Annotated in this window: 14 protein-coding genes; 9 read left to right on the top strand and 5 right to left on the bottom strand. The window is 57.0% G+C overall.

Annotated features, from left to right (window positions below; all coding sequences use genetic code 11):
- Nucleotides 1-181: 181 nt before the first annotated feature.
- Nucleotides 182-1,396, bottom strand: coding sequence for a nitrate- and nitrite sensing domain-containing protein (locus tag AC0T7J_RS00380; protein WP_473791369.1), 1,215 nt, complete (start codon nt 1,394-1,396; stop codon nt 182-184).
- A 487-nt stretch (nt 1,397-1,883) separates the two neighbouring features.
- Between AC0T7J_RS00380 and AC0T7J_RS00375 the strand changes: the two genes are divergently transcribed.
- The 8 genes from AC0T7J_RS00375 to AC0T7J_RS00340 all read left to right on the top strand — a co-directional run bounded on the left by AC0T7J_RS00375 (nt 1,884) and on the right by AC0T7J_RS00340 (nt 10,887).
- Nucleotides 1,884-2,375: an SH3 domain-containing protein gene (locus tag AC0T7J_RS00375; protein ID WP_181016818.1), complete on the top strand. Its 492-nt coding sequence runs from the start codon at nt 1,884-1,886 to the stop codon at nt 2,373-2,375.
- A gap of 85 nt (nt 2,376-2,460) precedes the next feature.
- Nucleotides 2,461-3,678, top strand: a complete 1,218-nt coding sequence (icmH, locus tag AC0T7J_RS00370) for a type IVB secretion system protein IcmH/DotU (RefSeq protein WP_473791367.1) — start codon at nt 2,461-2,463, stop codon at nt 3,676-3,678.
- Nucleotides 3,678-5,789, top strand: coding sequence for a type VI secretion system membrane subunit TssM (gene tssM, locus AC0T7J_RS00365; RefSeq protein ID WP_473791365.1), 2,112 nt, complete (start codon nt 3,678-3,680; stop codon nt 5,787-5,789). The genes icmH and tssM overlap by 1 nt, the downstream gene beginning before the upstream one ends.
- 13 nt (nt 5,790-5,802) lie before the next feature.
- Nucleotides 5,803-6,501: a type VI secretion system-associated protein TagF gene (gene tagF / locus AC0T7J_RS00360; protein ID WP_473791363.1), complete on the top strand. Its 699-nt coding sequence runs from the start codon at nt 5,803-5,805 to the stop codon at nt 6,499-6,501.
- Between the two features lie 36 nt (nt 6,502-6,537).
- Nucleotides 6,538-7,674: a type VI secretion system-associated FHA domain protein TagH gene (gene tagH, locus AC0T7J_RS00355; protein WP_473791361.1), complete on the top strand. Its 1,137-nt coding sequence runs from the start codon at nt 6,538-6,540 to the stop codon at nt 7,672-7,674.
- On the top strand, nt 7,671-8,447 hold the full coding sequence (locus AC0T7J_RS00350) for a PP2C family protein-serine/threonine phosphatase (RefSeq protein ID WP_473791359.1): 777 nt from the start codon (nt 7,671-7,673) through the stop codon (nt 8,445-8,447). Before tagH ends, AC0T7J_RS00350 begins: the two co-directional genes overlap by 4 nt.
- A gap of 14 nt (nt 8,448-8,461) precedes the next feature.
- The gene (locus AC0T7J_RS00345) at nt 8,462-9,415 is read left to right on the top strand and encodes a hypothetical protein (RefSeq protein ID WP_473791357.1); all 954 of its coding nucleotides are present in this window, start codon (nt 8,462-8,464) and stop codon (nt 9,413-9,415) included.
- Between the two features lie 44 nt (nt 9,416-9,459).
- Nucleotides 9,460-10,887, top strand: coding sequence for a serine/threonine protein kinase (locus AC0T7J_RS00340; protein ID WP_473791355.1), 1,428 nt, complete (start codon nt 9,460-9,462; stop codon nt 10,885-10,887).
- Between the two features lie 69 nt (nt 10,888-10,956).
- Here AC0T7J_RS00340 and AC0T7J_RS00335 read toward each other — a convergent pair whose 3' ends face one another.
- Complete coding sequence (locus AC0T7J_RS00335; RefSeq protein WP_473791354.1) at nt 10,957-11,631, bottom strand: gamma-glutamylcyclotransferase; 675 nt, start codon at nt 11,629-11,631, stop codon at nt 10,957-10,959.
- A 225-nt stretch (nt 11,632-11,856) separates the two neighbouring features.
- Nucleotides 11,857-12,087 carry a putative cation transport regulator ChaB gene (chaB, locus tag AC0T7J_RS00330; RefSeq protein WP_473791353.1) on the bottom strand — a complete coding sequence of 77 codons (231 nt, stop codon included), beginning with the start codon at nt 12,085-12,087 and terminating at the stop codon, nt 11,857-11,859.
- A 373-nt stretch (nt 12,088-12,460) separates the two neighbouring features.
- Here chaB and chaA point away from each other — a divergent pair, with 373 nt between their 5' ends.
- A complete protein-coding gene (gene chaA / locus AC0T7J_RS00325) occupies nt 12,461-13,552 on the top strand; it encodes a sodium-potassium/proton antiporter ChaA (protein ID WP_473791351.1) in 1,092 nt (363 codons plus the stop codon).
- A 60-nt stretch (nt 13,553-13,612) separates the two neighbouring features.
- Here chaA and kdsA read toward each other — a convergent pair whose 3' ends face one another.
- Entirely contained in the window at nt 13,613-14,467 is an 855-nt protein-coding gene (kdsA, locus tag AC0T7J_RS00320) for a 3-deoxy-8-phosphooctulonate synthase (RefSeq protein WP_010669989.1), read from the bottom strand.
- A gap of 25 nt (nt 14,468-14,492) precedes the next feature.
- On the bottom strand, nt 14,493-15,302 hold the full coding sequence (sirB1, locus tag AC0T7J_RS00315; protein WP_473791349.1) for an invasion regulator SirB1: 810 nt from the start codon (nt 15,300-15,302) through the stop codon (nt 14,493-14,495).
- Nucleotide 15,303 lies beyond the last annotated feature (1 nt).

Below are 15,303 nucleotides of genomic sequence, written 5' to 3'. Positions count from 1 at the left end.
TGACCCCACCGCCATTGGCGGGAGCAATGCGTACTCTCTGTAAGGATTAAGCAAAGGGTGTGCCAGATCGCCGAAACAGCCTTAATGCCGACCTGCGGTGACGCGCTGTTGAAAAATTAACCGTTTTTGCACGTTTATGACGCAGATCACGCACAAAGGGTGTGCAGCTACCTCATCAGGGTTAGTTGCTCAGGGTCTTCGCCACCGCCAGTACCGCCTGGGCGATCTCCAGTACCCGCTTATTCTGATTCATCGCACTTTTACGCATTGCCTGCCACGCGGCCTCTTCCGTTAAACCCTGCTGCTGCATCAGCCAGTGTTTGGCCTGATCGATCACCCGCCGCTCGTCCAGTGAGGCGCGCATCGCCGCCAGTTCATCCGCCTGCTGCTGCAGGCGCTGCGACTGTTCTCCAATCAGCGATAGCACCGAGCGTCCGAGCTGTGGTGCCAGCCCGTCACTGTCGAGCGCCGCCGCGCCGGGCAGCCAGTCCGCCCCGGAGACGTAAAGTGAAAAATTGCTGTCGCCCTGCACCACTTTCCCTGCCGCCTCCTGCTGTGCCTGATTAATGGCAGCCCGGCAGCGCTGCATCAATGTCGCCGTCAGGGCATCCTCCAGCATTTTCATCTGATCCAGCCGCTCAGAGAGCAGGGAAAACCAGTGCAGCGCGCCGGTCTCATCACAACGGCCGCCGGTGCAGGCGATGCGACGAAGGCGTTCGATGTCGCGGCTGGCCTGGGCCAGCGGCTGCCAGGATTCACACGCGGCGCTGTCGGCAAATTCCCGGAAGGTGATAAAGCTCTGCTCCTGGGCCGCAATCAGGGCGACCATCTGGCTGCGCTGGTCGGGGGTGAACTGACGCGCCGCAAAGCCGGCTGAGCCGATGGCCCGCTCCTGCCCGGCCAGCTCTTTGCCCTGCATAAAACTGAACAGCGCGATCAGTGCTCGGGAGATGCCGGGATAGCTGGCGGTGTCGGCGGCCTCAAACACCAGATTGAGTAAAGTACGGATGACCTGGTTAAAGGCGGCCATCGCCGCGGCCTGATCAAGCTCACGCTGGCTGATTTGCTGGCGCAGCGCGGGCAGTCCGGCCAGCGCCTGCAGGGCAGCGGCAATCAGGTTGCAGAAGCGGCTGTAGCCGGGCTGTGGGATGGCGGGCGGCAACGCCTGATAAAAATGCTCCAGGCCGGCGCTGACCTCCTGCTGGCGGGCATGACGCTCGGCGCTGAACAGCGCTCCGCCAGAGCAGATCCAGAGGTTATTTGCGCCGCGTTCCCGCTGCAACCGATGGACCAGCTCACTGACGGCAGCCATCAGCTCGCCGGTTTCCAGAAGTCGTTGCAGGCTGGCGATTTCGCTCGCGCGTGATGCCTGTAGCCAGGTCAGGGCGTCCCTCATTGCTCACCTCTGTGCGGTTAAAACCTTTCAGAAGCAAAAGGCGTGCCGCTTTCCGGAAAAAAGAGGGCCTGAGCAGGGGCGTAAAATCTGATTTTGATAAGTTTCTTAACGCAAACTGATAAATTTTTTCGGCAACAAGGCATTAGTAAATCTTAATAGTTTCCAATCGGATTCATTGCATGTCAGAATGCGCGGCACTGTTCTCAATCAGTTTGTTGCTGCGATAATTCAGTTCGCTTTAACTATCGCATTGCCTGGCGCTTTTCTCACCCCGCTGCCCGCCTGTAAAGTGCCTGCTATCACGCATCGGCAGCGGGTGCAATGGTTTGAATTCTCAAAAGTCTTAGGTAAACTGAATGCGTTACTATCCCGATGTAATCTGACCCTTTTTTAAAAACAGAATTTCGGCACGATGCGGCGCGAGAAAGATCGTCTCCTGGCATCGGGCCTCGCAATATGCAGATACTTTGATGAGATCACGAGGAACATGGTGAAAAAGAGTCTTGCGTTAACGCTGCTGGCGGTTCTTACCCTGGCAGGCTGTAAGGCCCCGCCGCCGCCCGTCACTGACGATACGTTGGTCACCAGCGAAATTAACGGCGTCAAACTGGTCCATCGACACGCTGTCGCGGCACCGACTGAATTTGAGCCGGTCAATCAGACATGGCGGGCGCTTTATGGTGCATCCGTCATGACTTCGCCTGATTACGGCGGCAAAGTGGTTCGCTATCTCGAAACAGGTAAGCCGTTTGAAGTATTAGGTAATGTGGAACATAACTGGCTGGCGATTGCTGATCAGGCTGACGGCCCGCTGATCGGTTATGTGCCGTTAAAAGCGGGTGTAGAGAGCAGTCGTTACGATGCCACCGTGCAGAGCGATCGTCCACGTCCCCGCAAAACGAAACAGGTCTGTGTGGCCGTCGGCGGCGCCAGCAAAGCCTGCCGGACTAACGATACCGCGACCTGGATCTTAGACTGACTATGAAATCCGGCGCATATTGCCCGCAGAACCGTCCCGGGCTGCGGGTACAGGGATTTGCCATTGGCTGGAAGATCACGAATTAATGACTGTGGAATCCCCTGCGCGTGAGGCAACCTCCTCAGGCAATGAGAATCTATTACTTCAGGCTGCGGCGCCACTGCTGAACGCGGTGGTGCAAATTCGTCAGGCAGCCACCCATGACGACCCTGCGGGTCTGCGCCAGTCTCTGATCGATGAAATCCGCCAGTTTGAACAACGCTGTAAACAGGCAGGGCTGCCGTTTGAGATGATTATCGGCGCGCGTTACTGCATCTGCAGCGCGCTCGATGAAGCGGCAGCGCAAACTCCATGGGGCACCCGCGGCGTCTGGTCTGGCAACGGCATGCTGGTGACCTTCCATAATGAAAGCTGGGGCGGCGAAAAATTCTTTCAACTGCTGTCGCGCATTTCACAAAGCCCACAACAACACCTCTGGCTGCTGGAAGTGGTGCAATATTGCCTGCTGCTGGGCTATGAAGGCCGCTATCGTGGCAGTGAAAATGGTCGCGCCCAGTGCGACGGTATCCGTAAACGCCTGAAAAGCCTGATTGACGAAACCCGCGCCCAGCATCAGACACCGCAACCGCCCCTGGTGGAAGTGCATCCGCTGGTGAGCACCCTCGCCCGCCCGATGGTGCCGCTCTGGGCCTGTGCCATGCTGGTCGCGCTGATCGGCTGCCTGATCTACAGCGGCCTGAACTGGCGTCTCGGCAATGCCGCCGAACCGCTGCTGCGTACTCTCTATCAGACGCCGCTGCCGCAGATTACCGCGGGCCGTCGTCCCTCTTCTCCGCAGGCGCTGCTCGATCTGCGTCAGCGCCTGAATGATGTGATTGCAGCCGGGCAGCTCGAGGTCAGCGATGGTGCCTTTGGCAGCAAAGTCATCATCCCCGCGGACAAACTGTTCGCCGAACAGGGCACGGTGATCAATCCGGTAGGGCGCGCCCTGTTGGCTCGCGTCTCAACCGCGATGAAAGATGTCAAAGGGACCATTCTGGTGTCGGTGTTTACCGATGATCATCCGGTGGATAACAGCCGCTTTGCCTCCAGCTATGAGTTCTCATTTGCCCGCGCCCGCGCCATCACCCAGTTGTTACAACTGCAACTGGCTGACGGTCATACGGTTCGCTCTGAAGGCCGCGGCGACAGCGACCCGCTGCTGCCCAACGACAGCAGCGAAAACCGGACCCGCAACCGTCGCGTTGAAATCACCCTGTTTGCCGCGCCTGAAACGCTCAGTAATCATCAAGGAGCACAATAATGCGCGCCTCCCTTCGCCTGCTGCTAACGCATCGCCTGCTGTGGAGCTTTATTGGCGTCACGGCGCTGAGCTGTCTGGTCTGGATGCTGGGGCCGTTCTGGTCATGGGGCGAATCGCGCCCACTGGAACCCGTGCTGCCGCGCCAGCTCACCGTGAGCGTCCTCTATTTTCTCTGGATCCTGTTCCAGCTGATCCCGTCGCTCTATCGTGCCTGGTTCAACAGCCGCTTACTGACCCAGCTTCAGCTATCGGGCAACGATGACCCGGCGGAACGTCAGATGACCGAAGAGCGGCTCAACCAGCGCTTCAGCGAAGCTGCAATGCAGCTGAAACGCACCCAGTTTGGCCGTCGTCACAGCCGGAACCTGCTCTCACGCTTTAACGCCAATTACCTCTATCAGCTGCCCTGGTATCTGGTCATGGGTGCGCCCGGCGCCGGTAAAACCACCGCGCTGTTTAATGCCGGCCTCGATTTCCCGCTGACCGATACGCTGGGCAAAAATGCGGTCCGCGGCGTCGGGGGCACCCGCAACTGTGACTGGTGGTTTACCGACAGCGCGGTGCTGATTGATACCGCCGGTCGTTATGCGTTGCAGGAGAGCCAGCGCGTGCGCGATGCCGCGGAATGGCACAGCTTTATCAACCTGCTGAAACGCTATCGCACCCGCCAGCCGATTAACGGTGTGATCATGACCATCAGCGTCGCCGATCTGCTGAGTGATTCAGCCGAGGCGCGTTTCGCCCAGGCCAGCGCGCTGCGTGAGCGCATGGCAGAACTGCATCAGCAGACCGGTATTCACTTCCCGGTTTACGTGATGGTCACCAAAACCGATCTGCTGAAAGGCTTTATGAGCTACTTCGGCTCCATTGATAAAGCGCGGCGTGATGCTATCTGGGGCTTCACGTTCAACTGGGAGCTGGGCAAGCCGCACAAAGATGACTGGCATCGTCATTTTGGCCAGCAGTTTCAGCGGCTGGAACAGCAACTCCAGCAGCAACTGGCGGAGCAGATGACCCATGAGCGCGATCTGAACGAGCGCGCGGAGTGCTTCCTCTTCCCGCAGGAGTTCGCCTCGCTGCGTCCACTGCTGAACGAATATCTGGATATCGTTTTTTCTGATCATCAGGATGCGGTCGCCTGGAGTCCGCGCGGCCTCTTCTTCACCAGCGGCACCCAGGAAGGCCTGCCGTTTGATCGGGTGATGGGTGAACTGAGTCGCAAACTGCAGTTGCGTCAGGCGGGGGATCACTCGATCGCGGCCTGGGACAGCGTTAACCGCAACAGTCCGATTCCCGGCAACAAAGGCCAGAGCTTCTTTATTCGTGACCTGCTCAGCGATCTGATATTCAAAGAGAGCGGCCTGGCCGGCAGTAACCGCCGCTGGGAGTACCGTAATCAGCTGTTCCACTGGATTGGCTACGGTGTGCTGGCTGGCGCACTGCTGATTGCCTCCAGCCTGTGGGGCATCAGCTATTACCAGAATCAACACTATCTGCAGCAGGTTGCCGCGCGGGTGCCGCTCATCCGTGAGCAAAGTCAGCAGGTCATTCATCAGCCTGCTGATAATATTTTTGATCTGCTACCCTTTCTGAATAACCTGGTGAAGTTGCCGCTCTCGACGCGCTTTTCCCTCGATAATCCGCCGCTTACTATGCGGGCGGGCTTATATCGGGGTAATCAGATCAGCGATGCCGCCTGGGTGCTTTATCAAAATGCGCTTAAGTCTTTGTTGCTGCCGCGTGTGGCGCAGCAGATTACGAATATCCTGCGCAACGATCCGGGTGATGATAACGCCTACAGCCGCAATGCGCTGCGCGCCTATCAGATGCTCTATCAACCGCGTAATTATGATGGCGAATTTTTACGGGCCTGGCTGCTGCAAAATTTACAGCGCTCCCTGCCCGATACGGTAAGCGCCCGCGACCTGCAGCAGCTTGACTGGCACCTGAGCCAGTTGCTGGATCAGCAGATTCAGTCGTCGCCGTATGCACGTGATAATGCACTGATGATGCGCAAGCTGGCGGAGAATCTGAACATTGCGGATCAGGGCAGCATGCTGGCGGTAACGCCCGCGCACCCGGCCCCGCGATCAAACTCGCATAGCGAGTAATGGTGAGGTGAACATGGCTGCTTACACGGCCCCCGGCTGGTATGGCAAGCTGCCGTCGACCGGTGACTTTCTACACCGTCGGCTGAGCGAGCAACAGATTAGCCCGTGGAATCACTGGTTCCAGCAGGGATTAATGCACTGGCATCAGCAGGCGTATTCCTACAGCGCGGACTTTCTCCACGCGCCCGTGTGGAACTTTGTGCTGCCGGTTACCGCGACCCGACCGCAGATACAGATGGGCTGTCTGCTGCCCTCCTGTGACCGCGTCGGACGCGCCTGGCCGCTGCTGGCCCTGCACAGCTTCACACTGGCTCAGTGGCATCCTGCTCAGCTGACCATTTCCGGCGACTGGTTTCAGGATCTGGGCGCGACACTGTTACGGGCGGTTCAGACACCGCTGAACGGCGAGCAGTTAGAGCAGCAGATACAGGCTTTGCCACCGCTGCTGGTCCCGGCCAGGAAGCCCTCTGAAATCATGGATGTGATCGGTTTTCAGGATCTGCCCTGCACGCTGAGCTGGCGTGAAGTGGCTGAACGTTTCGATCCTCAGCAGCATATGAGCTACTGGTGGAGTAACCGCAGTGATGGTTTTGCCCACGCGACCCATAAGCACAGCGGCAACCTCACCGCGCAACTGTTTTCGTTACTGTTTAACCCGGCGGCAGGTTCACAGCCGGGACGTAATGGCCTCTATCCTCCGATGTTCGAGTGAGGCCGGATACGTTTGCCGTTCAATCTGGGATAACTCATGCAATTTACCATTGTGCAATGCACTACGGATGTTCCGGTCAGAAGCGTCGCGTTTCAACCGCCTGGCGGCACCATTGGCCGCAGTCAGGACAACGATCTGGTGCTGCCAGATGAGACACGGGCCATTTCACGTCTGCAGGCGCTGGTTCACCTGTCGCATGACGGGGAGTGCCGTCTGACGAACCAGGGCAGCGTAACGCCGGTGGAGCATAACGGCGTTACCCTGGGTCGCGGCATACAGGTCGTGCTGAAGCATGGCGATGCGCTGCGCATCGGTGACTATGCGCTGGAAGTGCGTGACCCCGCCTGCCATGCCACGCAGAGCGATCCTCTCGCGCTTTTTGCCGGCGACAGCGCTCAGCCTGCGAATCCGCTGGGCATTCATGAACATCATGAGGTTGAGGACAGGCTGCTGGTCAATGAGGTAACGGCCTCACGCCATGAGCGCCACAACGATGCGCGCCTGGGTATCGACCCCCAGGCCAGCGAGCCGCGTCGGACGCTGACGGCGCAGCCGGTGGATCAGGATCGGCTCATCGCCGCACTGCTGGAAGGAATGGGACTCAGCAACGGTCACGCCACGCCGGTGGACGAAGAGCAAATGCGCATTACTGGCCGGATGCTGAGCCTCTTTTCCCAGGGTACCGTGGCGCTGCTCTCATCGCGATCCATTCTCAAGCGTGGTGTCAAAGCGGACATGACGATGATCCTGAATGAGGCCAACAACCCGTTCAAGATCCTGCCCTCCGGCAAGACCGTGCTGATGCAGATGTACCAGAGTCAGATGCCCGGTTTTATGCCGCCGGAACAGGCGGTACGCGATGCCCTTGTCGATCTGCAGGCCCACCAGCTGGGGATGATTGCCGGTATCCGCGCCATTATTGCGGCAATGCTGCAATCCTTTAATCCGCAGCGGCTGGAGGAGCAGGCGCGTGCCGATGGCGTGGTGTCAAAACTGCCGTTTTCCGCCATGAAGAAGGCGGCGCTGTGGGACTACTTCATCCGTAATTATCAGCGTACGGCTGGAGAGATTGAAGATGATTTCCATACGCTGTTTGGCGAGGCTTTTCTGCATGCCTATGACATGGAAGTGAATCAGTATAAGGATTCTCAGACACGGGTAGATGAAGCATGAAAATCGTTTTTGCCAGCCGCTGTCAGCAGGGGCTTCGTGACGAGAATCAGGATCGCACCGGCGCAGAGCTGGATGAGCGTAAAGCCTGTTTTGTGGTCTGCGATGGCGTGGCCGGTCTGCCCGGCGGCGAGATGGCGGCCCAGCTGGTGCGCGACACCCTGCTGAGCCAGTTACAGGTGCACGCCGACTTTACGCCAGAGATCACCCAACAGGCGATTGAACAGTGCCGTTTCGCGCTGCATGAGGCACAGGGTAAAAATCCGAAATATTCACGCATGAGCACCACGCTGGCGGCCCTGTTTATTGACCGCCAAAAACAGCGCGCATGGTGGGCGCATGCCGGTGACAGCCGGGTTTACCACTTCCGCCGCGGCGTGCTAAATGAGGTCACTCGCGATCACAGTCTGGCCCAGCAGCTAAAAGAAGCGGGCTATGAAAATACCGGCATTAACAGTAATTTACTCTATAATGCGCTCGGCGCTGAACCGCCTCGCTTAGTGAGCTTTTCGCAGGAGATTGCGCTGGAGGATGGCGACGCGTTTCTGGTCTGCACCGATGGCTTCTGGCTGAATCTGGCCAGTCATGAAATGGAACAGGCGCTGCGCATGGTGAATGCCTGCGAAGAGTGGCTGGCTCTGATGGAACAGGCGGTGAGCCGCAACGTTAAGAAAGATAATCTCAGCGCACTGGCGGTCTGGATTGGTGAGCCGGAGGAGGCAACGCTGCTCTATTCACTGGCTGATTCGGCGCGCTTTCTGCCGCCTCGTTTTTGATTCCAAGGATCCTTATGAAACTGTGGTTGCCCGGCATTATCACCCTGCTGATTGCCTTTCACGCCCAGGCTGAAAATTATCGGGTTGTCTACTCCCCCAGCCTGGCGCTGGAGGTTTATATCGATAATGTGGTGAGTAAAGCGCCTGACGACTGGTGTAAAGAGACGCTGCCACTGCGCATCGTCTCCGGCAAAAGTAAGGATTCGGCGGTGCTGACCACATTTTTACCCCGCGTCGGCACCCTGCTCGCTAATCAGTGCGGATTACTGGATGAGCTGCCCTGGCAGATGACCAGTAAAGAGGGGAGCGTACTGGCCAGTGGCAGCGCCAGCAAGTTGCAGAACTGGCGCCCTATTGTGATGGCAGATGCCACAGCCAGCGCCAGTGAGAGTAATGCCGCACCGCTCGACCTGTCCCGGCCCGCCAACAGCACGCCGCTGCAACATTTTGATCTCCCCAGCGGCTGCCATTTTCGCACCGCCTGGGATGAAAATGCCCAGACCCTGTTTATCCCGGACGTCAGCAAGCAGCAGTGCTCACCGGATGGCTGGGTCGAGGGCAAAAGTGAGCTGACGCTGGCGACCCAGGATCATTCAACGCCGGTGGCGGTCACCTTTTATCAGGGCTATCCCATCGCCAATCTGACGATCCCGGACAGTAAGCTGGAGGTTATCGCCGCGAACAATCAGCGCATGATTGTGACACGCCCGGATGCCAGCGATAGCTGGCTGGTGCTGCCCTTTGATGCCCGACAACATGTCTGGCGCTTCAACGGTGCTCTGTTGATAAAGATGGATAAGAATGCTGCGCAGCAGGATGCTGACGCTGTGAAATCGCGAGTTGATACGTTGCGCAGCCACTGGGCGCCCTATTTCATGCCACAGCAAAAAGTGAATGTGTTACTCATCGACACCCTGCACGCGGATCTGGTTGATCCTGCCATTGGTGCCTGGCGTAACATCAATTAATTACCGCGCAGCCTGGCGAGCAGGCCGTGTACAGAGAGTTCACTATGTCGGCAAATGATAATCCGAAAACCGTTCCGAATGCCCTGCCTGACGGATACCGTTTCAATGAGTTTGAGATCAAGGAAGTGATCGGAGGCGGCGGCTTCGGCATCGTCTATCGTGCATGGGATCACCAGCTTGAGCGCACGATTGCCATCAAAGAGTACATGCCGGTGTCACTGGCAGTTCGTGCCGCCGATTTAACGCTGGAGCTGCGCGGTGAGCGTTTCCAGAAGTTGTTTAATGCCGGGCTGACCAGCTTCATTCAGGAAGCGCGTCTGCTGGCCCGCTTTAATCATCCGGGGCTGCTGCACGTGCTGCGCTTCTGGGAGCAGAACGGCACCGCCTATATGGGCACGCTCTACTACAGTGGCATGACGCTGAAAGAGTGGCAAATTACCAGCCCGGCGTCGATATCTGAAGCCTGGATCCGCCGCCTGCTGCCGCCGCTGCTGGGGGCCATCAGTACCATTCATCAGGCCGGCTATCTGCATCGCGATATCTCGCTCGACAATATTCAGATTCAGGAAAACCAGCTGCCGGTTCTGCTCGATTTTGGCTCGGCGCGCAAAGAGATTGGCAACCTCTCTGACGAAACGGAAATCATGCTTAAACCTGGCTTTGCGCCGATTGAGCAGTACAGCGAAGAGGGTGAAGTTGAACAGGGGCCGTGGACCGATATCTACGCCCTGGGCGCGGTGCTGCATAACCTGATTACCGGTAATCCGCCGCCGGTCAGTGTGGTGCGCTGCATTGAAGATAATTATCAGCCGCTGGTGGAACGCCAGCCAGAAGGCTATTCGCTGCCGCTGCTGCATGCCATTGACTGCGCGCTGGCCATGAAGCCAGGCGATCGGCCACAAACGATTGATGCCTTTGCCGCGTTGATTGATCTGCCGGTCAGTGATGTGGAAGCGGTGGTCAACAGCTTCCCGGTGCCGGGCGAACCGCCTGCTGCTCCGATCGAGGAGCCGCTTGAAGCTGCTGCGCCGGTGGTGATGGCGGTGAATCATGCCGCCGCGTCCGCCGAGCCGGTGACGCCGCGCACGGTGCGTAAACTGTCGCCTGGATTGCTGAGCCTGGCTGCCGTGGCTATTCTGGCGGTGGTTGTCGCCATCTGGCTGGCGAATCGCCACAGTGCCACACCGGAGGTGGTTAACAACAGCTCAGCCATGACGCAGGCGCCCGCATCGATCCCGTCAGCCGCTGCTGTTCCGGCCGCGCTGGCGACCGTCTATCTTAAGCTGGAGAGCGGTGAAAGCGTGGTGCTTAACGGCCAGCCGGTCGAGGTAAAACCTGGCAGCAGCGGGTTTGCCGCGCTGAATCTGGCGGCGGGACAGTATAAAATTGACGTTAAGAATGGCAGTGGGACACACACACAATCCCTGACCATCGATAAGCCGGGCACCTGGCTGATTAATCCGGGTAACTAATCCCCGCAACCTGCACCGGATCGTAAAAGGGCGCGACAGTGTCGCGCCCTTTTACGATCCGGTGGCTGTTCAGGCCTGCCTCAGACAGGCTTGCTGCAGCGTCCGCACCTGATGGGCCAGTCGGCTCAGACTTTCCTCCTCCATACCGCGCCGGGTCAGCTCCTCTTCCAGAGCAAACAGATATTGCGCATTCGAACCGAGCGGGCCAGTGGCCGCGGCGATTAATGGCGCAATCGCCTCCGGGCAGGAGTCCGATTCATACAGCGGATGACGCGGATCCATAATAAAGGTCAGCGCCGTCACGCTGCGACCATCCTCCAGCTGTAATTCACACCAGGTTGGAAGATAGCAGCCGGTGATCATCTCACGCTTCCACAGCAGTGCCAGCTCTTCGTGCAGGCGCTCTTCCGGCAGACGAAACGCCAGCCCTGTGGTTCTGCCGCCCTGCTTCAGCGCCAGCATGCGGCCGGGATGCGTGGCGGTGCCGCGTCCGGCAATCAGCCGCAGGCAGAAAGCACGGTGCCAGCCCTCCAGCGAACCAGATGCCACTTCATCCGCCTCAAAAATCGGGTTCCACATCAGCGAACCGTAACCAAAGATCCAAACCGGGCTGTGATCGGGACGACAGGCCAGCGTAGCGGCCAGCGAGGCCGCGCGCTGCTCGCAACTCCAGAGCAACGCCTCTTCGATATCCCCGAACGACGTTTTACAATCTGCTTTTAATAGAAATTCCCGGGTTAGCAATGCGACCTCCTCAACGTCAACGGCGTCCTGCAGAATGGCTCCTGTAACATGATCTCCAAAACGACGCTGCGTTTCGTTCATCAAATGACATTAATCTATTTCCGCGCGGGGTTTCAAGCGTGATTCCGGTCGCAGGTTAAAAAAAACCAGATAAACCTGATAGCGAAGATGAGAAAAAGGGCCAGATAATCCTGGCCCTTTGGCATGAACAGGCTAGCGACGGTGTTAACGTTTAGGATGCCACTTATCGTCATCACCTTTTTCATACTCTTTCTTCACGGCTGCCCAGGCGACTTTGTGCGCCACCTCTTCCCGCGAATCATCGCCGCGTCGATCTTCAGCCTCTTTATATTCTTCCCACGCGCTGTTAAATGCCTGCTGATAGATATCCTGCGCATGCGCGGGAAGCACGTGTTTTACGTTGTCAGGTAAGTCGGTTCGTTTAGAGTAAGGCATAACTGCTCCTCAGTTTATGGATTCCTGTTAAGCCTGGCGCAACACAACAAAAATACAAACAGCAACTTATCTCCCCTTCAAATTAAAAACCAGAAGCAGGCCACACAAGTTACAATGATAAGCAGTTTTTCCGGCATTTGGCGGTCAGATAGATGGGTAAAGAAAAGTTGTTGTGGTCTGATTAATATTGAAATATTTTAGATAACTTCAGGTTAATACCGCTTCGACCCTTTATTGCATTTAAGTAAAAAGCAGTAAATTTTCCCCGTTCAGACCGGTGAAAAGATAAACTGCGCCCTGCCCTAAAACTGATTATATTTCTAACAGCAGCATTCGCTGTGTCCGGATAATCATTAACCAGAGAGGATGGTGAATGCCTTCACATGAAAAAACACGTCACAAGGAATTCTCGCTGATACTTCCCCTTATCACGCTGGGGATACTCTATTTTTTTGGTGCAAATACTTCATTCCCGATTGTAGTCGGTATCAACTTAGTGGCGCTGATTGCCATTCTGAGCAGCGCCTTTAGCGTTGTGCGACATGCAGACGTCCTGGCCCACCGGCTGGGCGAGCCCTATGGCTCCCTGATCCTGAGTCTCTCCGTGGTGATTCTGGAAGTGAGCCTGATCTCGGCGCTGATGGCGACCGGGGATGCCGCCCCCGGGCTGATGCGCGATACGCTCTATTCGATCGTGATGATTGTGACCGGCGGACTGGTTGGCTTTGCGCTGCTGCTGGGCGGTAATAAATTTGCGACGCAGTACGTTAATCTGGCGGGCGTGAAGCAATATCTGATCGCTATCTTTCCCCTGGCGATTCTGGTACTGGTGTTTCCCAACGCACTGCCGGGCGGTAATTTCTCTATCACGCAGGCCCTGCTAATCGCAGCGATTTCTGCGGCGATGTATGGTGTGTTCCTGCTGATTCAGACCAAAACCCACCAGAGCCTGTTTGTCTATGAGCATGAGGATGAGAGTGATGATGGCGACCCCCATCATGGCAAACCGTCTGCCCACAGCAGTTTCTGGCATACCAGCTGGCTGATCGTGCATCTGATTGCGGTGATTGCCGTGACCAAGATGAATGCTAATACGCTGGAAAGCCTGCTGACGGATCTGAATGCACCGGCACAGTTCACCGGCTTCCTGGTAGCCCTGCTGATCCTCTCACCGGAAGGCCTGGGGGCGATTAAGGCCGTGCTGATGAATCAGGTACAGCGCGCCATGAACCTCTTCTTTGGCTCGGTTCTGGCCACCATCTCACTCACGGTGCCGGCGGTGACCATTATTGCCACCCTGACCGGACAGGAGCTGATATTTGGTCTGGAGCCGCCACAGATGGTGATTATGATGGCGTCGCTGCTTCTCTGTCAGCTCTCCTTCTCGACCGGACGCACAAATGTACTGAATGGAGCCGCGCATCTGGCGTTGTTTATCGGTTATCTGATGACCATCATGCTGTAACGTCACCGGATTTCAGGCGAAAAAAAAGAGCGATTCATCGCTCTTTTTTTTGCAGCAAACTTATTTGCTGGTATCGAGTTCCGGGAAGCTTTTCACCAGGTCGTCAATCGCTTTCATCTGTACCAGGAATGGCTCCAGCTTATCCAGCGGCAACGCGGATGGGCCGTCACACAGGGCGTGTTCAGGATCCGGGTGCGCTTCGATAAACAGACCGGCAATGCCGACCGCCATACCGGCACGCGCCAGCTCAGCCACCTGAGCACGACGACCGCCTGATGCCGCGCCAAACGGATCGCGCGTCTGCAGCGCATGGGTGACATCGAAAATCACCGGGCTGTTTTTGGTGACTTTCTTCATCACGTTAAAGCCGAGCATGTCGACAACCAGATTGTCGTAGCCAAAATTACTGCCGCGATCGCACAGGATGACCTGCTCGTTGCCACCTTCAGCGAACTTATCAACGATGTTGCCCATCTGACCCGGGCTGACGAACTGGGGTTTCTTGACGTTGATGACCGCGCCGGTTTTCGCCATCGCTTCCACCAGGTCAGTCTGACGCGCCAGGAACGCGGGCAGCTGGATCACATCAACCACTTCAGAGACCGGCTGCGCCTGGGACGCTTCATGCACATCGGTGATAATTTTGACGCCGAAAGCCTGCTTCAGCTCCTGGAAAATCTTCATCCCCTCTTCCAGGCCTGGGCCGCGATAGGAGTGAATAGAGGAGCGGTTCGCTTTATCAAATGACGCTTTGAATACGTAAGGAATACCAAGCTTACTGGTGACGGTAACGTAGTGTTCGCAGATGCGCATCGCCAGGTCGCGCGACTCCAGTACGTTCATCCCGCCAAACAGCACAAATGGCAGATCGTTTGCGACTTTAATATCGCCAATACTCACGACTTTCTGTGTCATGCCCTTTCCTTTTCAGTGGGTCCGCTTAGTGCAGCGTGACCTGTTTTTGTTCGATTGCGTGAATCTGAACTTTGATCATTTCGCTGACCGGGTCTTCAGGACACTGCTCAACGAAGTACGTTAAATCATTCAGGGCGATATGTTCGCACTCCAGCTGCGCATAGATCAAACCGCGATCGCGGATTTCGTAGGGATCGTCAGGATCGATACGCAACAGCACCTGACTGACGTTCAGCGCCAGCTCCATCTTCTTCTCTTCCATCAACGCCGCTTTCAGCGTGTCGAGCATCTTGCGCATCACGGTGACGGTTTTGGCTTCGTCGAGATCGTCGTCATACAGACGCGCTGTCGGGCTGATATTGCCTTTGAGCCACACTTCCAGCGTGTGCCGGTCAAGCGTTTCGCCATTAAACGGGTTGATCATCCACTTATCGCCATCAATCCAGTCGGCGCGCAGAATCAGCTGCGTCGGGAAGATCACCGGCATCAGCGGCAGTTCCAGCTCGGCGGCGATGTGCAGCAGGATAACGCCCAGTGACACAGCCGTGCCCCGACGGGTCTTCAGCACATTGTCGATCCAGAGAGCATCAGAAAGATTGTAGACGCCACTGGCACCGCAAAATCCCCACTGGCGATAGAACAGCTCCAGCAGCTTTTCGAGCTGCATGTCAGCATCTTCGGTATGGCTGACATAGTCACGTGCTTCGGCGACTAACGCCGCAAGTTGTGCTTCCACCGACAACGCCGGGAAATCGGCGCGGATGGCAAGCGTGGCACCAATCACCGCTTCACACAGCGGTATCTGGCTGAAATCTAATTGTTCGGTCGAGGTCATG

It is taken from the genome of Pantoea sp. E956-1, assembly GCF_982223955.1.
This window is presented reverse-complemented; position numbering and strand designations above follow the sequence as displayed.